The 26,825-nt window shown below is 59.7% G+C and carries 27 protein-coding genes; 22 read left to right on the top strand and 5 right to left on the bottom strand.

The window, feature by feature from the left end:
• The first annotated feature begins 194 nt into the window (after positions 1 to 194).
• Both ileS and TM5383_RS06125 read left to right on the top strand, forming a co-directional pair.
• Positions 195 to 3,101 (top strand): isoleucine--tRNA ligase, encoded by a 2,907-nt coding sequence (gene ileS / locus TM5383_RS06130; protein WP_058318132.1) that lies wholly within the window; start codon positions 195 to 197, stop codon positions 3,099 to 3,101.
• An 83-nt stretch (positions 3,102 to 3,184) separates the two neighbouring features.
• On the top strand, positions 3,185 to 3,637 hold the full coding sequence (locus TM5383_RS06125) for a methylated-DNA--[protein]-cysteine S-methyltransferase (protein WP_058318131.1): 453 nt from the start codon (positions 3,185 to 3,187) through the stop codon (positions 3,635 to 3,637).
• A gap of 57 nt (positions 3,638 to 3,694) precedes the next feature.
• On the opposite strand, the gene TM5383_RS06120 is transcribed toward TM5383_RS06125, so the two are convergent.
• The 4 genes from TM5383_RS06120 to fsa form a co-directional block, all read right to left on the bottom strand.
• A complete protein-coding gene (locus TM5383_RS06120; RefSeq protein ID WP_370695961.1) occupies positions 3,695 to 4,402 on the bottom strand; it encodes a CDP-alcohol phosphatidyltransferase family protein in 708 nt (235 codons plus the stop codon).
• A gap of 7 nt (positions 4,403 to 4,409) precedes the next feature.
• A complete protein-coding gene (locus TM5383_RS06115) occupies positions 4,410 to 5,345 on the bottom strand; it encodes a tyrosine recombinase XerC (protein WP_058318130.1) in 936 nt (311 codons plus the stop codon).
• Positions 5,342 to 6,046: a DUF484 family protein gene (locus tag TM5383_RS06110; RefSeq protein ID WP_370695960.1), complete on the bottom strand. Its 705-nt coding sequence runs from the start codon at positions 6,044 to 6,046 to the stop codon at positions 5,342 to 5,344. The genes TM5383_RS06115 and TM5383_RS06110 overlap by 4 nt, the downstream gene beginning before the upstream one ends.
• A 204-nt stretch (positions 6,047 to 6,250) precedes the next feature.
• Positions 6,251 to 6,904, bottom strand: coding sequence for a fructose-6-phosphate aldolase (gene fsa / locus TM5383_RS06105; protein ID WP_058318129.1), 654 nt, complete (start codon positions 6,902 to 6,904; stop codon positions 6,251 to 6,253).
• A gap of 106 nt (positions 6,905 to 7,010) precedes the next feature.
• Between fsa and TM5383_RS06100 the strand changes: the two genes are divergently transcribed.
• From TM5383_RS06100 to TM5383_RS06080, 5 genes are all read left to right on the top strand, one after another.
• Positions 7,011 to 9,224, top strand: coding sequence for a primosomal protein N' (locus TM5383_RS06100; protein WP_058318128.1), 2,214 nt, complete (start codon positions 7,011 to 7,013; stop codon positions 9,222 to 9,224).
• A 104-nt stretch (positions 9,225 to 9,328) separates the two neighbouring features.
• Positions 9,329 to 10,561: an MFS transporter gene (locus TM5383_RS06095; protein ID WP_058318127.1), complete on the top strand. Its 1,233-nt coding sequence runs from the start codon at positions 9,329 to 9,331 to the stop codon at positions 10,559 to 10,561.
• A gap of 38 nt (positions 10,562 to 10,599) precedes the next feature.
• Positions 10,600 to 11,988, top strand: a complete 1,389-nt coding sequence (locus TM5383_RS06090; protein WP_058318126.1) for an MATE family efflux transporter — start codon at positions 10,600 to 10,602, stop codon at positions 11,986 to 11,988.
• A 68-nt stretch (positions 11,989 to 12,056) separates the two neighbouring features.
• Positions 12,057 to 12,923, top strand: a complete 867-nt coding sequence (locus tag TM5383_RS06085) for a 50S ribosomal protein L11 methyltransferase (protein ID WP_058318125.1) — start codon at positions 12,057 to 12,059, stop codon at positions 12,921 to 12,923.
• A 127-nt stretch (positions 12,924 to 13,050) separates the two neighbouring features.
• Complete coding sequence (locus TM5383_RS06080; protein ID WP_058318124.1) at positions 13,051 to 13,395, top strand: hypothetical protein; 345 nt, start codon at positions 13,051 to 13,053, stop codon at positions 13,393 to 13,395.
• A gap of 90 nt (positions 13,396 to 13,485) precedes the next feature.
• Here TM5383_RS06080 and TM5383_RS06075 read toward each other — a convergent pair whose 3' ends face one another.
• Positions 13,486 to 13,713 carry a DUF1127 domain-containing protein gene (locus TM5383_RS06075; protein ID WP_058318123.1) on the bottom strand — a complete coding sequence of 76 codons (228 nt, stop codon included), beginning with the start codon at positions 13,711 to 13,713 and terminating at the stop codon, positions 13,486 to 13,488.
• Between the two features lie 318 nt (positions 13,714 to 14,031).
• Between TM5383_RS06075 and ruvC the strand changes: the two genes are divergently transcribed.
• From ruvC to ftsH, 15 genes are all read left to right on the top strand, one after another.
• Complete coding sequence (gene ruvC / locus TM5383_RS06070) at positions 14,032 to 14,571, top strand: crossover junction endodeoxyribonuclease RuvC (protein ID WP_058318122.1); 540 nt, start codon at positions 14,032 to 14,034, stop codon at positions 14,569 to 14,571.
• Positions 14,568 to 15,263 (top strand): Holliday junction branch migration protein RuvA, encoded by a 696-nt coding sequence (gene ruvA / locus TM5383_RS06065; RefSeq protein ID WP_058318121.1) that lies wholly within the window; start codon positions 14,568 to 14,570, stop codon positions 15,261 to 15,263. Before ruvC ends, ruvA begins: the two co-directional genes overlap by 4 nt.
• Before the next feature lie 5 nt (positions 15,264 to 15,268).
• Positions 15,269 to 16,303, top strand: coding sequence for a Holliday junction branch migration DNA helicase RuvB (ruvB, locus tag TM5383_RS06060; RefSeq protein WP_058318120.1), 1,035 nt, complete (start codon positions 15,269 to 15,271; stop codon positions 16,301 to 16,303).
• Positions 16,293 to 16,634 carry a nucleoside triphosphate pyrophosphohydrolase family protein gene (locus TM5383_RS06055; RefSeq protein ID WP_058318119.1) on the top strand — a complete coding sequence of 114 codons (342 nt, stop codon included), beginning with the start codon at positions 16,293 to 16,295 and terminating at the stop codon, positions 16,632 to 16,634. The genes ruvB and TM5383_RS06055 overlap by 11 nt, the downstream gene beginning before the upstream one ends.
• On the top strand, positions 16,631 to 17,314 hold the full coding sequence (locus TM5383_RS06050) for a hypothetical protein (RefSeq protein WP_058318118.1): 684 nt from the start codon (positions 16,631 to 16,633) through the stop codon (positions 17,312 to 17,314). Before TM5383_RS06055 ends, TM5383_RS06050 begins: the two co-directional genes overlap by 4 nt.
• Positions 17,311 to 17,862, top strand: coding sequence for an RNA 2',3'-cyclic phosphodiesterase (thpR, locus tag TM5383_RS06045; RefSeq protein WP_058318117.1), 552 nt, complete (start codon positions 17,311 to 17,313; stop codon positions 17,860 to 17,862). The genes TM5383_RS06050 and thpR overlap by 4 nt, the downstream gene beginning before the upstream one ends.
• Before the next feature lie 56 nt (positions 17,863 to 17,918).
• Positions 17,919 to 18,305, top strand: coding sequence for a tol-pal system-associated acyl-CoA thioesterase (ybgC, locus tag TM5383_RS06040; RefSeq protein ID WP_058318116.1), 387 nt, complete (start codon positions 17,919 to 17,921; stop codon positions 18,303 to 18,305).
• 124 nt (positions 18,306 to 18,429) lie between these two features.
• On the top strand, positions 18,430 to 19,125 hold the full coding sequence (gene tolQ / locus TM5383_RS06035; protein WP_058318115.1) for a protein TolQ: 696 nt from the start codon (positions 18,430 to 18,432) through the stop codon (positions 19,123 to 19,125).
• Between the two features lie 3 nt (positions 19,126 to 19,128).
• A complete protein-coding gene (gene tolR, locus TM5383_RS06030; protein WP_058318114.1) occupies positions 19,129 to 19,620 on the top strand; it encodes a protein TolR in 492 nt (163 codons plus the stop codon).
• A gap of 6 nt (positions 19,621 to 19,626) precedes the next feature.
• Complete coding sequence (tolA, locus tag TM5383_RS06025) at positions 19,627 to 20,688, top strand: cell envelope integrity protein TolA (protein ID WP_058318113.1); 1,062 nt, start codon at positions 19,627 to 19,629, stop codon at positions 20,686 to 20,688.
• Between the two features lie 32 nt (positions 20,689 to 20,720).
• Positions 20,721 to 22,019 carry a Tol-Pal system beta propeller repeat protein TolB gene (gene tolB / locus TM5383_RS06020; RefSeq protein ID WP_370695964.1) on the top strand — a complete coding sequence of 433 codons (1,299 nt, stop codon included), beginning with the start codon at positions 20,721 to 20,723 and terminating at the stop codon, positions 22,017 to 22,019.
• Positions 22,020 to 22,145: 126 nt separating this feature from the next.
• Positions 22,146 to 22,655 carry a peptidoglycan-associated lipoprotein Pal gene (pal, locus tag TM5383_RS06015; RefSeq protein WP_058318408.1) on the top strand — a complete coding sequence of 170 codons (510 nt, stop codon included), beginning with the start codon at positions 22,146 to 22,148 and terminating at the stop codon, positions 22,653 to 22,655.
• A gap of 66 nt (positions 22,656 to 22,721) precedes the next feature.
• A complete protein-coding gene (gene ybgF / locus TM5383_RS06010) occupies positions 22,722 to 23,549 on the top strand; it encodes a tol-pal system protein YbgF (protein WP_058318111.1) in 828 nt (275 codons plus the stop codon).
• Positions 23,546 to 24,796 carry a tRNA lysidine(34) synthetase TilS gene (gene tilS, locus TM5383_RS06005; RefSeq protein ID WP_058318110.1) on the top strand — a complete coding sequence of 417 codons (1,251 nt, stop codon included), beginning with the start codon at positions 23,546 to 23,548 and terminating at the stop codon, positions 24,794 to 24,796. Before ybgF ends, tilS begins: the two co-directional genes overlap by 4 nt.
• A gap of 79 nt (positions 24,797 to 24,875) precedes the next feature.
• The gene (ftsH, locus tag TM5383_RS06000) at positions 24,876 to 26,792 is read left to right on the top strand and encodes an ATP-dependent zinc metalloprotease FtsH (protein ID WP_058318109.1); all 1,917 of its coding nucleotides are present in this window, start codon (positions 24,876 to 24,878) and stop codon (positions 26,790 to 26,792) included.
• Positions 26,793 to 26,825 lie beyond the last annotated feature (33 nt).

Below are 26,825 nucleotides of genomic sequence, written 5' to 3'. Positions count from 1 at the left end.
TCAATGAAAGCCACATGTTGCGCTTTACCCTTAAAGGCTTCGCGCCTATAAGCGGACCCATGATGATGCACGCGATCATTATTCGAATTATTTGCCCGGCGCTCTGATCCAAATCGAGCGGCCGGGACAAGGCGTATGGGATACCGCGCCGCCTCTCTTCCTTAATTCAAGACCTGAGATGAAGGACGCCCAAAATGTGCGCCGACACCCCCGAATACAAAGACACGCTGAACCTGCCGAAAACCGACTTCCCGATGCGGGCGGGGCTGCCGAAACGTGAACCCGGCTGGCTGGACCGCTGGAACCAGATCGACGTTTACGGCAAGCTGCGCCAGAAGGCCGCAGATGGCTCGCGTCAGCCATTTACCCTGCACGATGGCCCCCCCTATGCGAACGGCCATTTGCACATCGGCCACGCGCTGAACAAAACCATCAAGGACATGATCGTGCGCTCGCATCAGATGATGGGATTTGACGCGCGGTATGTGCCGGGCTGGGACTGTCACGGTCTGCCAATTGAGTGGAAGATCGAAGAACAGTACCGCAAAAAGGGCAAGAACAAGGATGAGGTCGACGTTGTCGATTTCCGTCAGGAATGCCGCGCCTTTGCCGACAGCTGGGTGGATATCCAGCGCGATGAATTCAAACGTCTGGGCATCACCGGCAACTGGGACAAACCCTACCTGACGATGGACTTTCACGCCGAAGCGGTGATCGCTGAGGAATTCATGAAGTTCCTGATGAACGGCACGCTGTATCAGGGATCGAAACCCGTGATGTGGTCGCCGGTCGAAAAGACTGCGCTGGCCGAGGCGGAGATCGAATATCACGATCACAAATCCCACACCATTTGGGTGCCGTTCTCCTTCGCCGCCGCTTCGGGCGATCTGGCAGAGGCCCGTGTGGTGATCTGGACCACAACCCCATGGACCATCCCGTCGAACAAGGCAGTGGCCTATAACGACAAGGTTGCCTACGGCCTTTACCGTGTGGACGCGACCGAGGAAGAGAGCTGGACCAAACCCGGAGATCTCTACATCTTTGCTGATACGCTGGCAGAGGATGCGCTGGGCAAATCGCGCGTTACCGAATTTACCCGCGTGCGCGATGTTGCGACGTCCGAATTTGACGGTGCGATCTTGAAACACCCGTTCAATGGCATCGACGGTGCCGAAGGTTATTGGGACTACGAGGTGCCAATGATCGACGGCGATCACGTCACCGACGACGCCGGTACGGGATTCGTTCACACCGCGCCCAGCCACGGCGCCGACGACTACGAATGTTTCGTCAAACGCAACTGGCTGGACCGCATGACCCACAACGTCGGCGAAGAGTCCGAGTTCCTGCCGCATGTGCCGTTCTTTGCCGGTCTGCGCGTGCTGGATCACAAGGGGAAAGAGGGCAAAGCCAACAACGCCGTCATCGCCAAACTGGTTGAGGCTGGCGGCATCATCGCCCGTGGTCGTGTGACCCACAGCTATCCGCATTCTTGGCGCTCCAAAGCGCCGATCATCTTCCGTAACACGCCGCAGTGGTTTGCTTCCGTTGATCGTGAAGTGGGTGATGGCCAGGACGAGATGGGCAAAACCATCCGCGAACGTGCCCTGAACTCCATCGACCAACTGGTCAAATGGTGGCCGCAGACCGGTCGTAACCGCCTGTATTCGATGATCGAAAGCCGCCCTGACTGGGTGCTGTCGCGTCAACGCGCCTGGGGCGTACCGCTGACCTGCTTTATCAAGAAGGACACGCTGCCGACCGCGCCTGACTTCTTGCTGCGTGACCCCGCCGTGAACGCGCGTATCGTTGAGGCGTTCGATGCCGAAGGTGCGGACGCATGGTATGCTGAGGGCGCCAAGGAGCGTTTCATCGGTGATGCGGCCAATGCGGATGAGTATGAGCAGGTCTTTGACGTGCTGGACGTGTGGTTTGACAGTGGCTCGACCCACTCCTTCGTGCTGCGTGACCGTGAAGACGGGACCGAAGACGGCATCGCGGATGTCTACATGGAAGGCACCGACCAGCACCGTGGTTGGTTCCACTCCTCGCTGCTGCAGGCCTGTGGCACCAAAGGCCGTGCGCCCTACCGCAACGTTGTGACCCACGGTTTTACCCTGGATGAGAAGGGCAATAAAATGTCCAAATCTCTGGGCAACACCATCGTGCCAGAGAAGGTCGTTCAGCAATACGGCGCCGACATCCTGCGTCTGTGGGTGGCTCAGACCGATTATACCGCCGACCAGCGGATCGGGCCGGAAATCCTGAAGGGCACCGCCGACAGCTACCGCCGTCTGCGCAACACCATGCGGTTTATGCTGGGCTCGCTCGCGGACTTCACCGAAGCAGATCGTGTGGATCCCGCCGATATGCCCGAGCTGGAGCAATGGGTGCTGCACCGTCTGGCAGAGCTGGATCATCAGGTGCGCAAAGGCTACCAGAGCTTTGATTTCAACGGTGTCTGGCAGGCTGTGTTCAACTTTGCCACCGTGGATCTGTCGTCCTTCTACTTCGATATCCGCAAGGATGTTCTGTATTGTGACGGCAACACCGACCGTGCCAAGGCAGCGCGTACCGTGCTGGACATCCTGTTCCACCGTCTGACCACCTGGCTGGCGCCGGTTCTGGTCTTCACCATGGAAGAGGTCTGGCTGGAACGTTTCCCGGGTGATGAAAGCTCCGTCCATTTGGTGGATATCCCTGAAACCCCAGCCGACTGGCTGAACGAACCGCTGGCCGCGAAATGGGCGCAGGTGCGTCAGGCCCGTCGCGTTGTGACCGCCGCATTGGAGGTGCAGCGCACCGACAAGGTGATCGGTGCCTCGCTGGAGGCAGCGCCTGTGGTGCATGTGCGCGAAGATGACATGCGTGAGGCGCTGAAATCGGTCAGCTTTGACGATATCTGCATCACCTCCGGCATCTCGCTGACGGGTGATCCTATGCCTGCTGAGGCCTTCCGCCTGCCTGAGGTTGAGGGTGTTGGCGTTGTCTTTGAAAAGGCCGAAGGTGAGAAGTGTCAGCGCTGCTGGAAGATCCTGCCAGATGTGGGCCAACATGCGCACCCGGCCACCTGTAGCCGCTGTAACGACGCACTGGGCTAAACCCACAGTCACCTGATAGGATAGAGGCCGGACCCTGCGTCCGGCCTTTGTTGTTTCTAGCCTTTTTCATTTGAGGATATTCTATGCCTGAACGGACCGTTTCCAGCCCCGTGGGTGATCTGACCCTGACGGAGGAGGAGGGCGCGATCACCCGCCTGCGTTGGGGGAGCGGTGGGGTGGATGACACGCCGCTCTTGCGACAGGCAGAGGCGCAGTTGGCGGGCTATTTTGCTGGAACGCTGACGCAGTTTGATCTGCCGCTGCGGGTGGATGGGTCTGATTTCCAACGGTCGGTGTGTGATGCGATGTCTGCCATCCCCTTGGGCGAAACGCGCACCTATGGCGATATTGCCCGCGACCTTGGCGTGCCTGCGCAGCCCGTGGGGCAGGCCTGCGGCGCCAACCCTATTCCGGTGATCATTCCTTGCCACCGGGTGCTGTCGGCCACAGGGCTTGGCGGGTTTTCCGGCGATGGCGGGGTGGAAACCAAGGTAACGCTTCTGCGCCATGAGGGCGCGGCAGGGCTGTTGATCTGACGGTCTGAAAACAAAACGCCCCGGCGCAGGTCCGGGGCGTTTTGGCTAATTGCTAAATCAGGCTTTCGATCCGCGTTCTGGCACAATTTGCTGGGTGATCCCGACCAGCAGCAGATAGACCGAGGTGATCACAAGACCCCAGTGGGCCCAGCTTTCGGGGTGGAAATCGACCCAAGCGGCCCAGCCGGCAAAGAAGGTCCAGGCCAGTGCCATCGGCAGCGACACCATCCGCCAGCGTGCGGTGCGTACCGGATGGATGAACCGCAGTGGCAGGAACATCGACGCGGCCAATGCGACCACAACGCCGACGATGATCCAGAAATTCGGCTCAATCGCAAAGAACACCAGAATGGCCATGTTCCAGCAGCCGGGGAAACCGGCGAAGGAGTTGTCCTTGGTCTTCATCCGCGTATCGGCAAAATACATCGCGCTGGAGAAGGTGATTAGGATGATTGCAAACCAGCCAGTCCAGCCGGGCAATAGCCCCGATTTGAACAGCGCAAAGGCGGGAATGAATACATAAGTCAGGTAGTCGATGATCAGGTCAAGCAGCACACCATCAAACTGCGGTGCGTAATGTTTGACGTTGTATTTGCGCGCCAAGGGACCGTCGATCCCGTCAACGGCAAAGGCCACAACCAGCCACAGGAACATCAGGTCCCATTTCTGATCAACAGCTGCAAGCATGGCCAGCATAGAAAATACAGCGCCGGTCGCAGTCAAAAGATGGACGCTTAGCGCCTTGGATTCTTGGGTAATAACCATTTTGGCCCTATGTTTCTGGCGCTTTGGCCTTTGGATGGGTCTGGTCATATACTTCCAAAATGCGTGACAAGTCCACCGCTGTATAGGTTTGGGTTGTGGACAGCGAAGCATGACCCAGTAGTTCCTGAATAGTGCGCAAATCTCCGCCAGCGTTCAGCAGATGTGTGGCGAAACTGTGCCGCATTGCATGAGGCGTCGCACTGGCAGGCAGACCTAGTTGGGCACGGGCGCTGGCCATGGCGCGCTGCACCATGCGCGCGCTCAATGGGCCGCCGCGGGCGCCGCGAAACAGTGGATCATGTGGGCGCAATTCCAGCGGCAGCGCGGCAAGGTAGCGATCCACTGCGTCACGTGCCACCGGCAGCACGGGGACCATACGGTCCTTGTCGCCTTTGCCGCGAATGCGCAGCATCTCGGGCAGGGGGGCATCGGCGCGGGTGAGGCTCAGCGCCTCTGATATCCGTAGTCCGCAGCCATAGAGCAGAGTCAGTACAGCGGTATCGCGGGCGCCGATCCAATCCTCGCGCGCGTTGGTTTCGACGGTTTCGATCATCACGCTTGCGGCATCGGGGGCCAGCGGGCGGGGCAGCTTCTTGGTGAACTTCGGTGATCGGGTGGACAATACGGCCGTGGGATCAAAGCCTTCTCGTTCCGCTAACCACCTGTAGAAGCTCTTCACAGCCGATAATTTGCGCGCCAGCGAACGTGCGCCCACATCATTGGCGCGCGTCGCCGCCATCCAGGACCGCATATCGCGCACGCTTAGGCGGGCAATGGCGCTTAGGCCCTGCGGTTCGCCGGTGTGGGCGGTCATAAAGGCCAGAAAATCGCCGACATCGCTGCTGTAGGCATTGATCGTGTTTTCAGACGCACCTTTCAGGGCGCGCTGACTGTCCAGCCAGCGTTGCAGCGCATCACGCGCGGCCGGTGAAATCATGCTCACGACAGCCAGCGCCGCATAGAGCGTTCAAAGACCCCAGCGAAAAACGCCAAGAGGTCCGTGCCCTGTTGCGGTGAAAACTGATGTGGATCCTCGGCGCCCATGACCAGCATGCCGGGCAGGCGGCCGGGGCCGAAATCCAGTTGCAGGCAAGCCTCGGACCGCAGGTAGGGGGCCTTGTCGCCATAAACGGCAAAAGCGCCTTCCTGAATTTGCCGCAGCACGATCTGGCGATGCGGCGCAGAACGGCCATTGCTGACATAGCGTGCGACAAACCCCGGTTCGGCCACTTGCAGCACACTGCCCAGACGCTCCAGCGCGGGTTCGCCATCGGCATTGGCGCTTTCCAATACCAGTTTCACACAATCCACGCGCAGGATGTCGGCTACGGGGCCATTCAGATCCTTGAGGAACGGTTCAAATTCGGTGGGGTCCAGCATCCGCAGGATGGCGCGGTGAATCTGGTTGGTGCCAGCCAGATTTTCATAGGCTGCCGCAATCACCGAACGATGCGTATCCTCCAGGCGGTCCAGCCGATGTTCCAGCCGTTCCATCGCGATGCCGCGCAGGTCGACGATATTGCCGCCCATCGCCCGTTCGTTGGCCGCGATGAGCGCCTGCATCACGTCCTGATCATCTAGAATGACATCCGGTTCCGAGATAATCTTCTCACGCAGGGTATCGTCGATTTTTGCTGTACTCATGATGCTCTGTATATCGTGCTGCACTGCCGAAGGGGTGGCCGATTTAGCCTATTTTGTAATTACCGAAGAACCTAACAGAGGTTTCGGTGAATTTCTTCATGTTTTTAGGCGATCACACCTTTGCCGTCGCGGACGGGGCGCAAAGACCACAAATAGAAAACGCCCCCGGACCAGCCGGAGGCGCCTGTCATCCCTGTAAGTGACTTACAGAATCTTGATGTTCGCCGCTTCGATGTCGGCCAGGAATGCGGCCAGACCCTTGTCGGTCAGCGGGTGGTTGGCCAGCGATTTGATCACGGCGGGCGGTGCGGTGATCACGTCGGCACCTACGCGGGCGCAGTCCTGAATGTGGTTGGCAGAGCGGATGGATGCCGCCAGTACTTCGGTTTCGAAACCGTAGTTGTCATAGATGGTGCGGATGTCTTCGATCAGTTCCATACCGTCCAGTGCGATGTCATCCAGACGCCCGATGAAGGGGCTGATGAAGGTCGCGCCTGCTTTGGCGGCCAGCAGCGCTTGGTTGGCAGAGAAGCACAGGGTCACGTTGACCATATGGCCTTCGCCGCTCAGCACTTTACAGGCTTTCAGGCCGTCCCAGGTCAGCGGTACCTTAACGGCGATGTTTTCGGCGATTTCGACCAGCTTGCGGCCTTCGGCGATCATTGCGTCGGCGTCAGTGGCGACCACCTCAGCAGAAACGGGGCCGGACACCAGATCACAGATCTCTTTGGTGACTTCCAGAATGTCACGGCCGGATTTCTTGATCAGCGACGGGTTGGTGGTGACACCATCCACCATGCCGAGGTCATTGAGTTCGGCGATGGCGTCGATCTCTGCGGTATCAACGAAGAATTTCATGGGGCGTTCCCTTTTGTGGCGCGGGTTGGCTATTGTCGCGTTAGCGTTTACCTCATGACGTGAGGGGGGGCTAGCCCCCGCGCGTTTCAATCTGGATGGCAGGCGGATGGCAGCACAAAATCGGCAGGCAGAGCCCGAGTTTTTCGAGGCGGGCGCATTGGTGGGCGTTCTGACGACCCAGCCGCTGGACCGTGTTCTGGATTACAAAGCGCCCGAAGGCGGCTGTTGGCGCGGTGCGTTTGTTGAGGTGCCACTAGGTCCACGCAAGGTGATGGGCGTTGTCTGGGGGGCAGGGCAGGGCGGCTATGATCTGGCCAAGGTGCGCACAGTGCTAAAGGTGCTGGATGTGGCCCCGATGCGTGATGAGCTGAAGCAATTTTTGGAACGCTCTGCCGACTATACGCTGACGCCATTGACCGCGATGCTGCGGCTGGCGACCCGCGCGCCGGGACTGGGCGATCCGCCGTCGATGCAGAAGATCTATCGCCTGGGATCGGGGGAGCCTGACCGTACCACAGCCGCGCGTACTAAGGTGATTGAGGTGCTGAAGGACTACGGCGGGCTGGCCTTCACGCTGAAGGAACTGGCCGAGATGGCCGATGTTTCCACCAGTGTGGTGAAGGGCTTGGTCAAACAAAACGTGGTGCTGGAGGAAGACCGCCCACGCGATCTGCCCTTCCCACGGATGCAACACGACCACGCTGGCAAAACCCTGACCGATGCGCAGGCAGAGGCGTCGGCGCAATTGCGCGCGGGTGTGGCTAGTCACGAATATGGCACCACCCTGCTGCGCGGCGTCACCGGATCGGGCAAGACCGAGGTCTATTTGGAGGCTGTCGCCGAATGTCTGGCGCAGGGGCGGCAGGCGTTGGTGCTGTTGCCGGAAATCGCCCTAACGGCGGAGTTTTTGACGCGGGTAGAGGCACGGTTTGGCGCAAAACCCGCCGAATGGCATTCGGGCGTCACCATGACCGAACGTCGCCGCATCTGGAAAATGGTCGGCCAAGGTGGTGCGCAGATGGTGATCGGTGCGCGATCGGCGCTGTTTCTGCCCTATCAGAACCTTGGTCTGATCGTGGTGGATGAGGAACACGACACCTCTTACAAGCAAGAGGAAGGCGTGCTGTATAACGCCCGCGATATGGCGGTTTTGCGGGCGCATTTGTGCGGGGCGCAGGTGGTCCTCGCCTCGGCCACGCCATCGCTGGAAAGCTGGGTCAATGCCGATCAGGGTAAGTATCGCAAGATCGAATTGGTCAGCCGCTACGGCCCCTCGGTCATGCCGGACATGCGGGCGCTGGACATGCGGCAGGACAAACTGCCGTCGAACCGCTGGATTTCCAACCGCTTGCGCGATGAGGTGTTGGCGCGGGTGGCAAAGGGTGAACAGGCGCTACTGTTCATCAACCGACGCGGCTATGCTCCGGTGACGATCTGTCGGGCCTGTGGACATCAGATCGCCTGTGATGTCTGCGACGCGCGGATGGTGGAACACCGATTCCTGAAACGTCTGATGTGCCACCAGTGTGGCGAAACGAAACCCGTGCCCACCACTTGCCCGAATTGTGAGGCAGAGGATCGTCTGGCCCCCGTCGGCCCCGGTGTCGAACGTCTGGCCGAAGAGGCGACAGAGCTGTTTCCAGATGCCCGCGTGGTGACGCTTAGTTCCGATATGTTCGGATCGGCCCGCGCGCTCAAGGAACAGATCGCCCAAATTGCCCAAGGTGGCGCGGATATCATCATTGGCACCCAGTTGGTGGCGAAAGGGCATAACTTCCCCCTGCTCACCTTGGTGGGGGTGATTGATGCGGATCTTGGGCTACAGGGATCTGACCTACGCGCGGCGGAACGGACGTTTCAGTTGATGCGACAGGTGGCAGGTCGTGCGGGCCGTTCAGAACGCAAAGGCGTCGCCATCATGCAAAGCTATCAGCCTGAACACCCTGTCATCCGTGCCATTCTGGCAGGCGATGAGGAAGGGTTCTGGCGGGCAGAGGCCGATCAACGACGACTGGCCGGTGTGCCGCCCTATGGCCGGATGGCGGGGATTGTGATCAGCGCGCCGGATGCGCAGGCGCCCTTTGATCTGGGTGCAGAAATGGCGCGGCGTGACGGGCCGTTGCGCGCGATTGGGGCGCAGGTCTTTGGCCCCGCACCGGCGCCGATTGCCCGCATTCGTGGTCGCCACCGTGTGCGCCTGTTGGTCAAGGCGGAAAAGACCGCACCGCTGCAACGCGCGTTGAAACAGTGGCTGGCGCAGTTCCGGCCCGGCGGGCAGATGCGGATTTCGGTCGATATTGACCCACAAAGCTTTCTCTGACGGCGCAGTGCCCGCCAACATGCGCTTTTTTGAAGGGGCGGCTGTGCGTGCGCTGTGGATTCTCCTGTCTCGCTTTCGCTGCGTAATCGGCGTATTGGCGGGGCATGAAGACTGTCTACACCCTCGAAGAAGCCGCCACGCTGCCACTTTGGCGCCGTCCCGTCACCTTGCTGTTCCTGATGGCGGCGGCGATGCCCATTGCCTTTTCTACTTGGTCGGCACTCCTCAATAACTTCGTCATCGCGGTGGCGGATTTTGACGGATCCGACATCGGTTGGCTGCATACAGTGCGTGAAATCCCTGGGTTTTTTGCCATCGGGGTGATTGCGATTATCATGTTCATGCGCGAACAGGTGTTGGGGATTGTCTCCCTCGCACTGCTGGGGGTTGCTACGGCGATAACCGCATGGTTCCCCTCGATGGGTGGCATCCTGACGATTACCATGCTCAGCTCTATCGGGTTTCACTACTATGAAACGGTGAACCAATCGCTACAGCTGCAATGGCTGCCCAAGGACCGTGCCCCACAGATCTTGGGCTGGATTGGCTCTGCGGGGTCTGCGGCGACGCTGGTGGCCTATGTGTTGATCATGCTCACGTGGGAACGGCTGGGGCTGACCTATAACATTGTTTACCTGCTGTCTGGTGGGTTGACAGCGCTGATCGCGCTGTTCTGTTTCATCGCCTATCCACAGTTTGAAAGCCCGACACCGCAGGTGAAGAAATTCATCCTGCGCAAACGCTATTGGCTCTACTACGCGCTGCAATTCATGGCGGGGGCGCGGCGACAGATCTTTGTGGTGTTTGCCGGTTTCATGATGGTGGAACGCTTCGGCTTTGAGGTGCATGAGGTGACGCAGCTCTACCTGATCAATCTGGTGGCTAATATCATCCTTGCGCCCGTCTTTGGCAAAGTGGTGGCCCATTTCGGTGAACGCCGGGCGCTGATGTTTGAATACATCGGTTTGATCGGGGTGTTTCTGGCCTATGGCGGTATCTATTGGTTTGGCTGGGGCGTGGTGCTGGCCGCGACGCTCTATGTGCTGGATCACATTTTCTTTGCGCTGAAACTGGCGTTGAAAACCTATTTCCAGAAGATTGCTGATCCTGCCGATATCGCGCCGACGGCAGCGGTGGCCTTTACCATCAACCATATCGCGGCAGTGTTCCTGCCTGCGCTGTTGGGCTACCTGTGGCTGGTGTCGCCCGGTGGGGTATTCCTGCTGGCGGCTGGTATGGCGGCGACATCGCTGGCGCTGGCCTGTCTGATCCCGCGCCACCCCGAACCCGGCAATGAGACGGTGTTTGCCAAATACCGCCGCCCCGCTGCCGTCTGAGCGGATTGACCCCAATACACCTGTGAGGAGTGTCCGCGATGGCCACTGATACCGCCCAACCAAACGGCAAACCGGCTGCACCGCAGGCCCGTTTCACCACGGGATCGACCATGCGGCATGTGGTTGTGATGACCCTGACCAGTGCCTTCGGGTTGAGCTTTATGTTCCTCGTGGATTTTCTGGCCCTGTTCTGGGTCAGCCAGCTGAAGGTTGAGATGCTGGTCTCTGCCATTGGTTTTGCTGCAACGATCCAATTTTTCATTATCTCTGTGGCGATTGGGATGATGATTGCGGGCGTTGCGCTGGTCAGCCGTGCGCTGGGCATGGGGCAGGGGGAACGCGCGCGGCGTCTGTCAACAGTGGTGTTGATCTATAGCGTTGGCATTCAGGCGCTGCTATCACTGCTGGCGCTGCTGTTTCTGGAGCCCCTGCTACGGCTCAGCGGTGCTGATGGCGATACACTACAGGTGGCAAAGTCGTTTTTGACGCTGTCCCTGCCCAGCCAGCCGATTATGGCAGCAGGAATGTGCGCCTCTGCGATCCTGCGTGCCGTTGGCGACGCATGGCGTGGTATGATGGTCACGGTGGTGGGCGGTGTGTTCGCTGCGGTGTTGGATCCGCTGCTGATCATCTACCTTGATATGGGCGTCGAAGGCGCGGCGCTGGCCATTGTTGGATCGCGTCTGTTGATGGCGGCTGCTGGCATCTATTGGGTGATTGCAAAGCACAACATGATGGCACGCCCCAAAGCGTCGGATTTCACCAAATTTCTGGGCGCCTATCTGGCGATTGCTTTGCCGGCCGTGGCCACGCAGATGGCGACGCCCTTTGGTAATTGGCTCTTGATCCGTGCGATTTCTGAACATGGGGATGCCGCTGTGGCGGGCTTTGGTGTGGTGTCGCGCCTGACGATCCTTGGCTTTGGCGGCATTTATGCGTTGTCGGGTGCCATTGGCGGCATCATTGGTCAGAACGCAGGCGCGGGTTTGGGGGATCGGGTGCAGCAGGCCTATAGCGACTCATTGAAGTTTTGCGCGCTTTACACGTTGGCCACATGGGCAGTGATGGCCGCGCTGGCCGGGCCGATTGTTGCCGCCTTCGGGTTGAGTGCCGAGGCCGCAGAGGTGGTTGAGGTGTTCTGCTACTACGCCGCGGGCACGTTTGTGTTCACTGGCGCATTGTTTGTTGCCAATGCCACCTTCAACAATTTGGGCCGCCCCATCTGGGCAACGGTCGCCAACTGGACCCGCGATGGTCTGTTGATGGCGCCTCTGGCCTTTGGTCTGGGGGCGGTCTATGGCGCAGGTGGTGTGATCTGGGCGCAGGCGCTGGGCAACACGGTTGTCGGCATCCTCGCAGGCTGGGTCGCATGGCGCTATGTGCGCTCAGGACGCGGAATTGAGCCTGCACAGCCTGCCAAGGCTTGACCCCGGCGCAGGCTGGGCTTAGGCGCAGGCATTAAGACATCAGATAGATTTCAGCCCCGGAGGCCGCCATGCCCACCTATACCGCCCTGACCACCCTTCCCGGAAAAGCACCCGCCGAGGCGCTGGGCGAAGCGATGGAGCGTCTGAACCCGGAACCTACTGGCGTTGGCGTGTTCGAGATCGAAGATGGCTCGGGCCTGTGGGAAGTGGGCGCCTATTTCGTCGAGGCGCCGGATCAGGCTGGTTTGGCCGTTCTGGCCGCGGCCTTTGACGCCAAGCCTTTCGCCATTTCTGAGCTGCCGGAGACCGATTGGGTCGCCAAGGTAAAGCGTGAACTGGCGCCGGTAGAGGCAGGGCAGTTCTTCGTCTATGGCAGCCACGACGCGGATAAGGTTCCTGAAAACTGCGAACCGCTGCTGATTGAGGCGGCGATGGCCTTTGGTACTGGCCACCATGGCACCACACAGGGTTGCCTTCTGGCGCTGGATCGTCTGGACAAAGCAGGTGTAAAAGGCGCGAATGTGGCCGACATCGGTTGCGGTACCGCCGTTTTGGCGATGGCCGCTGCCCGCATCTGGCCGAACCCAGCGCTGGCGGGTGATATTGACCCCGTTGCGGTCGATGTGGCTGCTGCAAATGTTAAGGTCAATGAGCTGGAGGGCCGCGTGACCTGCGTGGTCGCCGCAGGCTTTGACGCGCCGGAATTGCAGGCGGCAGCACCGTTCGATCTGGTCTTTGCCAACATCCTAAAGGGACCGCTGATTGATCTGGCCCCTGACATGGCGAAAAACCTGCAATCGGGTGGCTATGCGATCCTGTCGGGTATCCTGAATGAACAGGCGGATGAGGTGATCGCGGTTTATGCCGAAAACGGTATCAGTCTGACCTACCGCGAAGAGATCGGCGAGTGGACAACGCTGACCTTGCAGAAATAATCAATAAACTAAGGGGTTTTATGCCCTTTTTGATGCGAATTTGGGGCAACTGCCCCATTTTCGCCTTATTCCGGAGGTAAACACAGTCCCGTTATTTTTGAGTGGGGCTCGACCTTCGGAGGTTGTTATGTCTGATGCCTTTAACGAGTTTGATGATAGATTACGGCGCATCAACGAAAAAAATGTGCGTATGAAGGGTGGCTATGTGACCACCGTGAACCGCGATGGATTGATCGTGGTACGCCCGCAGCGCAAACGATCGGTATTGCCGTGGCGGGGCTTTCTCTTTCTTATCCTGGGCTTCATCGGCTTCAAGACGTTGCTGATGGCTGGTCTTGGCTTTGGCAACTATCAGGACCGCGTTGATGCCCTGAACGCAGGCGGCATCGTCGAGCGTGCAGGTGCGTTTTTGATGCAGCCTGATCCTATTTCGCACACCTTGGCAATTCAGGTGCGCCCCTACCTGCGCTGAACACAACCAACGACCCAAATCGCAAAAAAAAGCCCTGACTGAGAGTGGCTCAGTCAGGGCTTTATGACTTCGGGGAGCGAAGTCTTGGGTTTAGCGCTTGCACACCGTTTCGATGTCTGCGCGGACCATACCGATGTCGTCCAGCTCGCGGTCGGTCAGACGCGACAGCGCGTTACGGGTGACGCGGGCGTCGTTCCAGCCGGTGAAGGTTTCGCGCAGATGCGCAACGCCGTTCACAGCGACAAAAACGGTACGGGCGATAAGGCTGGCCAGTGCGCCAGCCTGATACTGGGTGCGGGTGTTCTCGTAGACAGCCATATCAGGAACCTCGGTTTCAAGTTTCGTTACTTCAACTTTGACGGCATCTAGAGTGCCTTTTTTAACTGCACAACTAGGGTGAATTGCATATCATCTATACAGTTTGTGCATAGCGGCCTGATCTGCGTTTCGGCTTTATAAAAAAGGGCTGAAATCGACATGTGTGTGCGTCGTTTTTGGCGATTTTTGAGGCGAAAATGGAACAGGTTTGACGCGAATTTACCGTGGGTGTCGTTTTTGCCTGTTCCGCTTTGGGCTTGGCGTTTGTTCCCCCTTTGTGCTACTGCTTGAAAAAAAGGTGATAAAAAGGGGGCAGTGATGCGCGTTTTGGGGATCGATCCCGGCCTGCGCAACCTCGGTTGGGGCGTGATTGAGGCGGATGGCAGCCGTCTGAGTCACATTGCCAACGGGGTGTGCCAATCTGATTCGGGTGAAGATCTGGCAAAACGGCTGCTGTCTTTGCATGAACAGCTGACCGATGTGTTCAACCGCTTTCAGCCCGACACCGCGGCAATTGAACAGACCTTCGTGAACAAAGACGCTGTTGGCACCCTGAAACTGGGTCAGGCGCGTGGTGTTGCCTTGCTGGTTCCGGCGCAGTTTGGATTGCCCGTCGGTGAATATGCTCCGAACAAGGTGAAGAAGACCGTGGTTGGCGTCGGCCACGCGGCGAAACAGCAGGTCGATCACATGGTCAAAATGCAGCTGCCCGGCGTGGTGATTGAGGGGCCGGATGCGGCGGATGCGCTGGCCATTGCCATCTGTCACGCGCATTATTCGCGCGGACCGGGTTTGAATGCCGCACTGGGCGCAGCCGGTGGTACAGGTGGCTTGCGGATTAAAGAGGTGCGCAGATGATTGGTAAACTCTCGGGTATTCTGGACTATCGCGGCGAGGATCACGTGCTGATCGACGTGCGCGGCGTGGGCTATATCGTCTACTGCTCGGATCGCACCATGGCGACCCTGCCGCACGCGGGTGAGGCGGTGGCGCTTTATACCGATATGCTGGTGCGTGAGGATCTGATGCAGCTCTTCGGCTTTCCGACGCTGTTGGAAAAGGAATGGCACCGCTTGCTGACCTCGGTTCAGGGGATCGGTGCGAAGGCGTCGCTGGCGATCCTGTCGGCCTTGGGTGCTGAAGGTGTCAGCCGCGCCATTACGCTCGGCGATATTGCGGCGATCAAATCCGCGAAGGGTGTGGGGCCGAAAACGGCACAGCGTGTGGTGCATGAGCTGAAGGATAAGGCCCCCGGCGTCATGGCGATGGGCGGCACGCTGTCGGCTGCGATGGGAACCGAGGTCGCTGAACCTGTTGAGGTGATCGAAGATACGCCAGCCCCGAAACGCAAGCCGCGTAAACAGGCGGAACCGACGGTGGCGCAGCAATCCGCAGCGGCGCAGTCTGATGCGCTGTCGGCGCTGTCAAACCTTGGCTACGCCCCGGCAGAGGCGGCAAGCGCTGTCGCGCAGGCCGCACAAGACGCGCCGGAGGCAGGCACATCGGATCTGATCCGCGCCGCGCTGATCCTTTTGGCGCCGAAGGGATAAGCTAGATGATTGACGCCGACCCGAACCTACGGCCAGAGCCCTTGCCCGAAGACAACGACCGCGCCCTGCGTCCGCAGGAACTGGGCGATTTCATCGGTCAGGCAGAGGCGCGCGCGAACCTGCGCGTTTTTATCCAATCGGCCCGCCAACGGGGCGAGGCGATGGATCACACTCTGTTTCACGGTCCCCCCGGTCTGGGGAAAACCACGCTGGCCCAGATCATGGCGCGGGAGCTGGGGGTAAACTTTCGCATGACCTCGGGGCCGGTTCTGGCCAAAGCAGGCGATCTGGCGGCGATCCTGACGAACCTTGAGGCGCGCGATGTGTTGTTCATCGACGAAATCCACCGGCTTAATCCTGCGGTCGAAGAGGTGCTCTATCCCGCGATGGAGGATTATGAGCTGGATCTGGTGATCGGCGAAGGCCCCGCCGCGCGCACTGTGCGGATCGAGCTGCAGCCGTTCACGCTGGTCGGCGCCACCACCCGTTTGGGCCTGCTGACGACGCCGCTGCGCGACCGTTTCGGCATCCCGACGCGGTTGCAGTTCTACACTGTGGATGAGTTGAACGAGATTGTGACCCGCAACGCCAAACTGCTGGGCGCGCCCGCCACGCCGGATGGCGCGCGTGAGATTGCCAAAAGGTCCCGCGGCACGCCCCGTATCGCGGGCCGTTTGCTACGCCGTGTGGTGGATTTTGCAGTGGTTGAGGGCGACGGCAAGGTTACGCAGGCGCTGGCCGATCATGCGCTGACGCGGCTGGGGGTGGATGATCTGGGCCTTGATGGCGCAGACCGTCGTTATCTGACCCTGATTGCTGAAAACTACGGCGGCGGTCCCGTCGGGATTGAAACAATCGCCGCCGCCCTGAGTGAAAGCCGCGATGCGCTGGAGGAGGTGATTGAGCCTTTCCTGCTGCAACAAGGCCTGATCCAGCGCACCCCGCGCGGCCGGATGCTGGCCGCGAAGGCATGGCGCCACATGGGGCTGGAGGCGCCACAGCGCAGTGAGAAAGAGCAGGGCAACCTCTTTGGCAAATAACGACCCCGAAACCCCACGCGATCTGGCCGCGTTGCAAGACATCGCTGCGCGGATTGGCCAGATATACGGTGACAATTTCGATGTGACGCGGGATGGCAGTTTCTACCTCGGCAAGATGATGGAGGAATTGGGCGAGGTATCATCGGCCTATCTGAAACTCTCTGGTCGTTCGCGCGGCAGTGATGGCGATCCCGATACGTTGCGCCGTGAGCTAGAGGATGAAATGGCCGATCTTTTTGGCTTCGTCTTGTTATTTGCGGACTGGCAGGGGGTGGACCTTGCCCATGTGTTTGCGCGAAAATGGGGCAAGTATCTGAAGGATCCAGAATGACACCCGAAGCCCTCTCTCCCGAAGCTGTTCAGGCGCTGTTTACCCGTGACGGCGGCGATTATGTTTTTGCCCGTTGGGGGCGTCCCATTGTGCCGGTGGTTTTCGGCGTTGAGGAAGAGACGCTGGAAATTGTGAAGGGCGCATTGGAGGCTGTGGTGGCCCTCGCCGGTCACAAGATGGCCGAAACCGATCCAGAGCTGGGCGCGAACCTGATGTTCTTCTTCTTTAAGGAGTGGGATGAACTGTTGGACGTGCCGAACCTTGACCAGCTGGTGCCCGATTTGGCCACGTTGGTGGGCAAGCTGAAGGAACAGGATGCCAATCAATATCGCGGCTTCCGGTTTGATGATCTGGGCGCCATTCAGGCGGCCTTTGTCTTTGTGCGGATGGACGACGCGATGGCCAAGATGCCTGCTGAAACGCTGGCGCTGACGCAGGTGGTTCAGGTGATGCTCTTGTGGTCGAACGCGGCGTTTGCGGAAACCTCGCCATTGGCGATTGCCGGTGAGAATGTGATCCTGCGGCCCGATGTGGCCGGTGTGATCCGCGCCGCCTATGCGCCACTGATGCCCGGATCGGACCGCGATCCATCCCACGCGCTGCGCCTTTATGCCCGGTTGCAGGTGCAGGGCGATCTGGTGATCGAGGATGACAGCGACCAAATCCAGCGCGGCGAATGAGGCGGCTGTTCATCGCCCTTGATCTACCGGAAACCTTGCGCGACGGTCTGCTGGGGGTGGCCGAGGGGCTGGGAATTGGTCGCGAGGTGGAGGAGGAGAACCTGCACCTGACCCTTGCTTTCCTGGATGCGCAGGCGGACGATGTGCTGGAACCGCTGCATGAGGGCCTAAGCGATCTGCGACTGCCACAGGTGCGCCTGCAATTACAGGGGCTGGAGGTTTGGGGCGGCAAATCCCCGAACGCCTTGGTGATGCTGGCCGAACGGGTGCCGGAACTGCTGCATCTACAGGAAAAGGTGGCGCAGGTGGTTCGCGGGGCAGGGATCGACCTGCCGCGTCGTCGGTTCAAACCGCATGTGACGCTGGTGCGGTTTCAGCGCGGCCTGCCGCCCGATGCGCAGGCGCGGCTGGCGGCGTTTGTACTGTCGCAGGGCGCGACGATGATGCCGCTGGAGGAGGGGGTGACCTTCTCCCTCTACCAATCAACCCTCACTGCGGATGGCCCGATTTATGAGGCGCTGGCCAGCTATGGCTTGCAGCCGATTTAACGTCTGCTACGGTGCGATCACCGGATTACATAAGACCCGATAAAAAAGGCAGGCAGATGATCTACGAACTCCCCGTGCGCGTTTATTACGAAGACACCGACATGGCGGGCATCGTCTATTATGCCAATTACCTGAAGTTCATTGAACGTGGTCGCAGCGAATGGGTGCGTGAGATCGGTATTGATCAAAACGAGATGAAGGCCGAAGGCTTCGTCTTTGCCGTCCGGCGGGTGGAGGCGGATTATCTGGCCCCTGCCAAGCTGGACGATGAGCTGATCGTGACAACCGAGGTGGCGCAGGTGACCGGCGCGCGTCTGGTGATGGATCAATGGGTGATGTGTCAGGGTAAGGCGCTGTTTCACGCCGTGGTTACGGTGATCATGATGAATGAAGACGGCCAACCTGCCCGCATGCCGGCAAACATCCGCCGGATGGTTAACTAAACCTGATCAATTTTAGGCGGAAAGGCGCGTGCTGACGCCATTTTGATGGCTTTCCCCCTGATTTTACGATAGCTTGCCATGTAAACAAGGGCCGACAAACGGCCCAAGAGAGCAGAGCAGGCTTATGGAAACAGAAACCCTTGCCTTGGCGCAGGAGATTGATTTCTCCATGTGGGCACTATTTGCACGCGCCACACTGACCGTGAAACTGGTGATGTTGCTGCTGATTGTGGCGTCGTTCTGGTCTTGGTCGATTATCATTCAGAAAACCATCTCCTACCGCGCTGCGCGACGGGAAGCGGCGCGGTTTGATCGCGCGTTCTGGTCGGGGGAGCCGCTGGATGGCCTCTTTGATCAGATCGGGCCGGATCCCAAGGGGCATTCGGAAAAGGTTTTTGCCGCAGGCATGATCGAATGGCGCCGCTCGCACCGTGACGATGGCGGGCTGATCGCCGGTGCGCAGGCGCGGATTGATCGGTCCATGGACGTAGCGATCGCGAAAGAGGCGGAGGGGCTGCAAAACGGCCTGCCAATTCTGGCGACCGTCGGCTCTACCGCGCCCTTCGTTGGTCTGTTCGGCACCGTTTGGGGTATCATGGTCGCCTTCATCGACATCGCGGAGCAGCAGTCGACGAACCTTGCCGTTGTGGCACCCGGTATTGCAGAGGCGCTGTTGGCCACTGGCCTTGGCCTGTTGGCGGCAATCCCGGCAGTGGTGTTTTACAACAAGCTGTCGGCCGACGCGGATCGGATCATTGCGGGCTATGAGGCCTTCGCTGATGAGTTTTCCACCATCCTTAGCCGCCAGTTGGATCTGTGATCCATGGGCGCGGGTGTGATGAAAAAGAGGGCAGGCGGCAGCGGGCGGCGTAGACGCGCGCGTCGTGGTGGCGCCCAACCGATGGCAGAGATTAACGTCACGCCCTTTGTGGATGTGATGCTGGTTCTGTTGATCATCTTCATGGTTTCTGCACCTTTGATGACCGTGGGTGTGCCTGTGGAACTGCCCAAGACCGCCGCAGGGGCGCTGCCCGGTGAACAGGAAGAGCCGCTGGCGATCACCATCACCGCCGAAGGCACCGTGATGATCCAGAAAACCGAAGTGGCGCGCGCTGATCTGGTTGGACGATTGCGCGCTATTGCCGCCGAACGGGACGGTGATCGGGTTTTCCTGCGCGCAGATGGGGCTGTTCCTTATGAAGACGTGGTGCAGGTCATGGGCGCGCTCAACCGCGCGGGCTTTAGCAACATTGGTCTGGTGACAGACACAGGCGGCCCCGCGCTGGACGCAGAGACAGAGACCACAGGGAACTGATAGCAGATGCAGATCGGCTACAGCATTTCAGGCGTTGCACATGTCGGCCTTATTGGCTGGGTGCTGTTCGGCGGGGCGTTTCAGCCCTCGTCCGAACCGTTTGAGGTGACGGAGGTTACGGCCATCTCTGAGGCGGAATTTGACAGCCTATTTAACACGACCGCCCCTGATGCAGCGGCCACGGATGTGGTGGTGCCTGAACCTCCGCAAGAGCAGCCGGAAGAGGCTGCGCCGCTGCGCCCGCCACCTCGCCCTGAACCGCCGCAGCCGGTAGAGCCTGAACCAGAACAACCCGCGCCGCCCCCTGCAGATGACATCACAGTGATCGCGCCGGAGCCAGAGGCGCCTGAAACCGACGGCCCCGTGACCCCAGAACCGTTGCGTCCGCAGGCGGCAGATCGTGTGGCCCCCACGCCGGTGGAACAGCCCGATCCCGAGGATCAGGTGGCTGATGTGGCCCAAGAGGTGGAAACCTCGGACCAAGCCGGTGAAGAACAACTGCCCGAACAAGAACGCACCGTCGAAGAGGCCGCCGCGACCGAGATTGTGACCGAGGCGAAAGAGGGCGACGATGTCGGCCTGTCCCGTTCCCTGCGTCCGCGCCTGCGCCCCAACCGCCCCGAACCACCGCGTGAGGTTGCGCAGCCTGCGCCCGATAACACCCAATCCGCCGTTGATGACCTGTTGGCAGGTCTGGCGGATGAAGAAACAACAGAACCGCCGCGTCCTGCGCGCCCCTCTGGTCCGCCGCTGAGTGCGGGGGAAAAGGATGCGTTGCGGGTGGCGGTGCAGAAATGCTGGAACACCGGATCGCTGTCCAGCGCGGCGCTGAACACCACCGTGGTTGTCGCGGTTGAGATGTCAGAGGATGGCAAGCCTAACGTGGGCACCATCCGCATGGTGTCCAGTTCTGGCGGCACCGGCGGTTCGGTCAATCAGGCATTTCAGGCGGCACGCCGCGCAATTATCCGCTGCGGCGCGCGAGGCTTTGCTTTGCCCGCAGAAAAATACGAACAATGGCGAGAGATTGAAATGACCTTCAATCCGGAAAAGATGAGGATCAAATGATCAGACGTTTCCTGACCTGCCTCGCGGCAACAATGACATTGGGGATGACGCTGGGCCTGCCCGCACAGACCCAAGCCGCCCCTTTGCGGATTGAGATTACCGAAGGTGTGATCGAACCCTTGCCCTTTGCGGCGCCGGACTTTGTCGCCGAAGGTGGCAACGCTGGACAGTTGGCCCGCGACATTGCGCAACTGGTGGCCGACGACCTAAGTGGCACGGGGCTGTTTCGTGAAATTCCCGACAGCGCCTTTATCAGCCGTGTGACCAGCTTTTCCAGCCCCGTGCAGTTTGCGGATTGGAAAGCGATCAACGCACAGGCGCTGGTCACTGGCGCGGTCAGCCTGCAATCGGGTGGCCGCCTGACGGTGAAATTCCGCCTCTATGACGTGTTTGCCGGAACCGAACTGGGCAGCGGGTTGCAGTTCACTGGCACGCAGGACGGTTGGCGCCGCATGGCACATAAGGTGGCGGATGCGGTCTATAGCCGGATCACCGGTGAAAGCGGTTATTTTGACAGCCGCGTGGTCTATGTCAGCGAAACCGGCCCCAAGAATGATCGTAAGAAACGACTGGCCATCATGGATTACGATGGCGCTAATGTGCAATTCCTGACCGACAGCCGGTCCATCGTTTTGGCCCCACGCTTTTCGCCCACGGGGGACCGCATTCTTTATACGTCGTATGAAACGGGGTTCCCACGGATCTATGTGCTGGATGTGGCCTCGGTGCGTCGCCGCGTGCTGGAAGAGCAGAATGGCACCATGAGCTTTGCGCCGCGGTTTTCGCCAGATGGGCAAACGGTGGTCTACTCGCTGACGCAGGGCGGCAATACCGACCTTTATAAAATGGACATCAATTCGGGCCGGTCTCAGCGCCTGACCTCGGCGCCGTCGATTGAAACTGCGCCCAGCTATAGTCCCGATGGCAGCCGGATCGTGTTCGAGAGCGATCGCAGCGGCACGCAGCAGCTGTACATCATGGATGCAAACGGTGGCGAACCGCGCCGCATCAGTTTTGGCCAAGGGCAGTATGGTAACCCGGTGTGGTCGCCGCGCGGGGATTTGATTGCCTTTACCAAACAGAACAAAGGTCGGTTCCATATCAGCGTCATGCGCACGGATGGATCCGAGGAACGCCCGCTGACTTCGTCCTTCCTGGATGAAGGGCCGACCTGGTCGCCGAACGGTCGGGTGATTATGTTCACCCGCGAAACACAGGGCGCAAACGGCAAGTCCAGCCTGTATTCGGTGGATATCACAGGCCGCAACCTGCGCCGCGTGCGCACTCAGGGTGGGGGATCTGACCCCGCATGGTCGCCGCTGCAAGAATGAGGCGGAACCAATCGAACGGCTTCCGTCAGTGATGCTGGCGGAATGCAAGACTTGACCTTCGGGGTGGTTTGCAAACCTAATAGGGCAGACGCGCCGCAGAGACGCCAAACAGGGCAGGAGACGATGATGAAAAAAGGTCTGACACGGGCACTTATGCTGACTGCAGTGGTGGCGCTGGCCGCTTGTACTGATCCCAATAATGTAGGCAACGACGTCTACCTGAGCGGTGATCCCACGAACGGGGTGGATGGCGCTGCAGGCGATCCGCGTTCACCTGCTTATTTCCAGCAAACTGTCGGGGACCGCGTGCTGTTTGCGGTGAACCAGTCGACGTTGTCGCCTTCGGCGGCGCAAACGCTTGACCTGCAGGCCGATTGGTTGCTGCAGAACATGGATTTCAGTGCCGTGATCGAAGGTCACGCCGATGAACAAGGCACCCGTGAATATAACCTCGCCCTAGGGGCGCGGCGTGCCAGTGAGGTGCGCCAGTACTTGATCCAGCGTGGCATTGCCCCGAACCGCCTGAAAGTGGTCAGTTTTGGCAAGGAACGCCCGCTGGCAATTTGTTCCGACGAAAGCTGTTATTCGCAAAACCGTCGCGGCGTGACGGTTCTGTCGGCTGGTCTGTCGAGCTAATCGACGTGGTGAAGGTGTATCGGGCTCGCCTTGAGCGCTGCCCATACCAACAGGATGAGGACGCAGATGCGCTGGTTTGTTATCGCTGCTCTGATGGCTACTGCCACACCGCAGAATGCTGTGGCACAGGATCGGGATCAGACATTGGCGGATATCCGTCAGGAGCTGTCGGTCCTGTATGTGGACCTGCAGCGCCTGAAACGTGAATTGAATACCACCGGTGCCCCAGAAGGGGCGATCGGTGGAACGCTGTTGCAGCGTGTCAACGCGATCGAAGGCCAGATGCAGCGCCTCACTGCCAAGACCGAAGAGTTGGAATTCCGCATCAACCGTGTCGCTACCGATGGCGGCAACCGCGTCGGTGATTTGGAGTTCCGTCTGTGCGAATTGGAAGACGGCTGCGATATCGCTTCACTCGCCGAGGGCAGTACGCTGGGCGGCGATCTCAATGGTGACGAAATCGCTGTGCCCGTCGCGCCGGATGCCGGTATCGTGGATGGGCCAGAACTGGCCATCGGTGAAGAGGCTGATTTTGAACGCGCGGATGCTGCGCTGAATGCGGGCGAATATGCACAGGCGTTGGAATTGCTGGATGGATTCCTCAATAGCTACCCTGGCAGCCCGCTGGCACCTTTGGCGCATTTGCTGCGGGGCGATGCCTTGGCGGGAAATGGTGATCAAACATCCTCGGCGCGGGCTTATCTGGATGCCTTCAGCGCTGCTCCGCAGGGCGATAGCGCACCTGAGGCTCTTTATAAATTGGGCTATTCGTTGGGCCAGTTGGGCCAGACGGCTGAGGCGTGTGTGACACTGGCCGAAGTTGGCCTGCGTTTCCCGGGATCGGATTCTGTGGCAATCGCAGAGGCAGAGCGCGGTCGCCTGTCCTGCTCATGACCACGGTCATGCCCGCCCACCAATTGGCGGCGGCATTACAAAAACTACCGGCGGGACCGCTCGGGGTGGCGGTCTCTGGCGGCAGTGATTCCCTCGCATTGATGTATATGGCAGCGGAATGGGCGCACTCCGATGGCCGTGTGCTGCATGTGGTCACAGTTGATCATTGTCTGCGGTCGGAAGCTGCGGCTGAGGCGGCAGAGGTTGCACGTCAGGCAGCCGCCCTTGGGCTCTCGCATGATACGTTGAAATGGGCGCAGGCGGGCGCGGCGGGCGGCAACCTGATGGATGCCGCCCGCCGCGCCCGCTACCAGCTCATGGCCAAATGGGCGACCGAGCGCGGAATCGGTGCGGTCCTTTTGGGGCACACCCGCGATGATGTGACGGAAACGCTGTTGATGCGGCTGGCGCGTGGGGCAGGGGTGGATGGCCTATCCGCTATGGCGTCTGTGAAAGAAGTAGATGGAGTGCGCTTTCATCGCCCCTTGTTGTCCGTTGGGCGCGAAGAATTGCGCGATGTACTGCGGAGAGGCGGCATTCAGTGGGTCGATGACCCCAGCAATGAAAACCCACAGTTTGAGCGCGTGCGAATGAGGCAGGCACTTGCGGGCCTCTCGGATCAAGGCGTCAGCATAGACCAATTGGCGCAATCCGCGCAGGCGCTGGGGCAGGCGCGGCATGCCCTTAACTGGGCGGTGGCGCAGTTTGTGGGCGACCATGTTGATCAAATAGCGGGCGATTTGGCGATTGCTGCCGCCCCCTTCGCTGATCTGCCTGAGGAATTGCAGCGCCGTTTGTTGACCCATGCGCTGTTGTGGATCAACGGGCAGGGCTACGGGCCGCGGGGGGCGGAGCTAGCACAGTTCCGCAGCAGTGCATTGAACGGGCAGGGGGCCACTTTGGCCGGTGTGCGTATGACGCACCGCAAGGGGGCGATCTACCTGCACCGCGAACACGCCGCCGTTGCCGGTCTGCGCAGCGATCCAACGGCGGTGTTTGACACCCGCTGGCAGATCACCGGTCCAGCAGCGCCGGATCATCATATCGCACCGATGGGCGAAGCGGGCCTGCGTTCCTGCCCAAACTGGCGCGATTCTCTACGCCCTGCGGCGGCGGTGATGGCAGATCCGGCGGTGTGGCGAAACGATCAGCTGATTTCGGCGCCATTGGTGGAGGCAAAACAGGGCTGGCACGGCGAACTTGCGCCCTTCTGCCGCGATTTTGGTAAATGGCTGGTATCTCGTTGAAGATGGGCGCAGGATCTCTATTTAAGTAAGGTGCCGCCTGTGATACCTGCGGTGGCAACCGAATATTGGGAGATTTTCCTTGGGCAACGCGAAAAACATCGCTTTCTGGGTGGTCCTGTTTCTGCTGGTGCTGGCTCTGTTCAATATGTTCAGTGGCTCTGGCGGCAGCCTGCAAAGCAATTCCATCCCCTATTCCGAATTTGTTCAGGCGGTTGACGAAGACAAAGTCAGTTCCGTCACGCTGGATGGCGAGGCCGTGCGCTTCCGTGGCACCGATGGTCGTGACTATGTGACGATCAAGCCGGACGACGCCGAAGTCACTAAAATGCTGATCGCGGAAAACATTCCCGTCACTGCCGAAAGCCAGCAACAATCGGGTTTCCAAACCTTTATCCTTAGCCTGCTACCCTTCCTGCTGCTGATCGGCGTGTGGATCTACTTCATGAACCGCATGCAGGGCGGTGGCAAAGGTGGCGCGATGGGCTTTGGCAAATCCAAAGCCAAGCTGCTGACCGAAAAGAACGGCCGCGTGACCTTTGACGATGTCGCTGGTATCGATGAGGCCAAGGAAGAACTGGAAGAGATTGTTGAATTCCTGCGTAACCCGCAGAAATTCTCCCGTCTCGGCGGCAAGATCCCCAAAGGTGCGCTGCTTGAGGGCCCTCCGGGTACTGGTAAGACGCTGCTGGCCCGTGCGATTGCGGGTGAGGCGGGTGTGCCGTTCTTCACGATCTCGGGTTCCGACTTCGTTGAGATGTTCGTTGGTGTCGGTGCATCCCGTGTGCGCGACATGTTTGAACAGGCGAAGAAGAACGCGCCATGTATCGTCTTCATCGACGAGATTGACGCCGTAGGTCGCCACCGTGGTGCCGGTTATGGCGGCGGTAACGATGAACGTGAACAGACGCTGAACCAGTTGCTGGTTGAGATGGACGGTTTTGAAGCCAACGAAGGTGTGATCATCATCGCGGCGACCAACCGTAAGGACGTTCTGGATCCCGCGCTGCTGCGTCCGGGTCGTTTTGACCGTCAGATCACCGTCGGCAACCCCGACATCAAAGGCCGTGAAAAGATCCTGGGCGTGCATGCGCGCAAGACCCCACTGGGTCCTGATGTGGATCTGCGTATCATCGCCCGCGGCACCCCCGGTTTCTCGGGCGCGGATCTGATGAACCTGGTGAACGAAGCGGCGCTGATGGCGGCCCGTGTAGGTCGCCGTGCGGTTACCATGGAAGATTTTGAGCAGGCCAAGGACAAGATCATGATGGGCGCCGAACGCCGCAGCGTGGTCATGACTGCCGAACAGAAAGAAATGACTGCCTATCATGAGGCAGGCCATGCGCTGGTCGGTCTGAAACTGCCGAAATGTGATCCGGTCTATAAGGCAACGATCATCCCGCGCGGTGGTGCGCTGGGGATGGTGATGTCGCTGCCCGAAATGGACCGTCTGAACTGGCACAAGGACGAATGTCACCAGAAACTGGCCATGACCATGGCGGGTAAGGCGGCAGAGATCCACAAATACGGTGCTGATCACGTATCGAACGGCCCCGCCGGTGACATCCAGCAGGCCAGCCAGCTGGCGCGTGCGATGGTGCTGCGTTGGGGCATGTCCGACAAGGTGGGCAACATCGACTACGCCGAGGCGCACGAAGGCTATTCGGGCAACACTGGTGGCTTTTCCGTCTCTGCGAACACCAAAGAGATGATCGAAGATGAGGTGAAACGCTTCATCCAAGAGGCCTATGAGCACGCGATGCAGCTGGTGACCGAGAACGAAGAAGAGTTCGAGCGTCTGGCGCAGGGCCTGCTGGAATACGAAACCCTGACCGGCGACGAGATCAAGCGCGTGATGCGCGGCGACTCGCCTTACGCAAGCGAGGATGAGGATGACAATTCCGACGCTGGCAATGCCCCGTCTGTGGCAGCGATCCCGAAAACCAAACCGAAGTCCAAGCCATCGGGCGACGGTGGTATGGAACCTGAATTGAGCTGATCTAACTGACATCGAACACGATGCTGTGAAAGC

Origin of the sequence: Thalassovita mediterranea (assembly GCF_001458435.1) — a bacterium.
Taxonomy (GTDB): domain Bacteria; phylum Pseudomonadota; class Alphaproteobacteria; order Rhodobacterales; family Rhodobacteraceae; genus Thalassobius; species Thalassobius mediterraneus.
This window is presented reverse-complemented; position numbering and strand designations above follow the sequence as displayed.

Bases quoted from the DNA above. Each gene is read 5' to 3' on its own strand.
- ybgC (WP_058318116.1), top strand. From the start codon at position 17,919: ATGATCTACGAACTCCCCGTGCGCGTTTATTACGAAGACACCGACATG.
- TM5383_RS06125 (WP_058318131.1), top strand. From the start codon at position 3,185: ATGCCTGAACGGACCGTTTCCAGCCCCGTGGGTGATCTGACCCTGACG.
- pal (WP_058318408.1), top strand. From the start codon at position 22,146: ATGAAAAAAGGTCTGACACGGGCACTTATGCTGACTGCAGTGGTGGCG.
- TM5383_RS06090 (WP_058318126.1), top strand. From the start codon at position 10,600: ATGGCCACTGATACCGCCCAACCAAACGGCAAACCGGCTGCACCGCAG.
- ruvC (WP_058318122.1), top strand. From the start codon at position 14,032: ATGCGCGTTTTGGGGATCGATCCCGGCCTGCGCAACCTCGGTTGGGGC.
- tolB (WP_370695964.1), top strand. From the start codon at position 20,721: ATGACATTGGGGATGACGCTGGGCCTGCCCGCACAGACCCAAGCCGCC.
- ybgF (WP_058318111.1), top strand. From the start codon at position 22,722: ATGCGCTGGTTTGTTATCGCTGCTCTGATGGCTACTGCCACACCGCAG.
- tolA (WP_058318113.1), top strand. From the start codon at position 19,627: ATGCAGATCGGCTACAGCATTTCAGGCGTTGCACATGTCGGCCTTATT.
- fsa (WP_058318129.1), bottom strand. From the start codon at position 6,904: ATGAAATTCTTCGTTGATACCGCAGAGATCGACGCCATCGCCGAACTC.
- ruvA (WP_058318121.1), top strand. From the start codon at position 14,568: ATGATTGGTAAACTCTCGGGTATTCTGGACTATCGCGGCGAGGATCAC.
- TM5383_RS06085 (WP_058318125.1), top strand. From the start codon at position 12,057: ATGCCCACCTATACCGCCCTGACCACCCTTCCCGGAAAAGCACCCGCC.
- ileS (WP_058318132.1), top strand. From the start codon at position 195: ATGTGCGCCGACACCCCCGAATACAAAGACACGCTGAACCTGCCGAAA.
- tilS (WP_058318110.1), top strand. From the start codon at position 23,546: ATGACCACGGTCATGCCCGCCCACCAATTGGCGGCGGCATTACAAAAA.
- TM5383_RS06095 (WP_058318127.1), top strand. From the start codon at position 9,329: ATGAAGACTGTCTACACCCTCGAAGAAGCCGCCACGCTGCCACTTTGG.
- tolR (WP_058318114.1), top strand. From the start codon at position 19,129: ATGGGCGCGGGTGTGATGAAAAAGAGGGCAGGCGGCAGCGGGCGGCGT.
- ruvB (WP_058318120.1), top strand. From the start codon at position 15,269: ATGATTGACGCCGACCCGAACCTACGGCCAGAGCCCTTGCCCGAAGAC.
- TM5383_RS06080 (WP_058318124.1), top strand. From the start codon at position 13,051: ATGTCTGATGCCTTTAACGAGTTTGATGATAGATTACGGCGCATCAAC.
- TM5383_RS06120 (WP_370695961.1), bottom strand. From the start codon at position 4,402: ATGGTTATTACCCAAGAATCCAAGGCGCTAAGCGTCCATCTTTTGACT.
- tolQ (WP_058318115.1), top strand. From the start codon at position 18,430: ATGGAAACAGAAACCCTTGCCTTGGCGCAGGAGATTGATTTCTCCATG.
- TM5383_RS06110 (WP_370695960.1), bottom strand. From the start codon at position 6,046: ATGAGTACAGCAAAAATCGACGATACCCTGCGTGAGAAGATTATCTCG.
- TM5383_RS06050 (WP_058318118.1), top strand. From the start codon at position 16,631: ATGACACCCGAAGCCCTCTCTCCCGAAGCTGTTCAGGCGCTGTTTACC.
- thpR (WP_058318117.1), top strand. From the start codon at position 17,311: ATGAGGCGGCTGTTCATCGCCCTTGATCTACCGGAAACCTTGCGCGAC.
- TM5383_RS06100 (WP_058318128.1), top strand. From the start codon at position 7,011: ATGGCAGCACAAAATCGGCAGGCAGAGCCCGAGTTTTTCGAGGCGGGC.
- TM5383_RS06075 (WP_058318123.1), bottom strand. From the start codon at position 13,713: ATGGCTGTCTACGAGAACACCCGCACCCAGTATCAGGCTGGCGCACTG.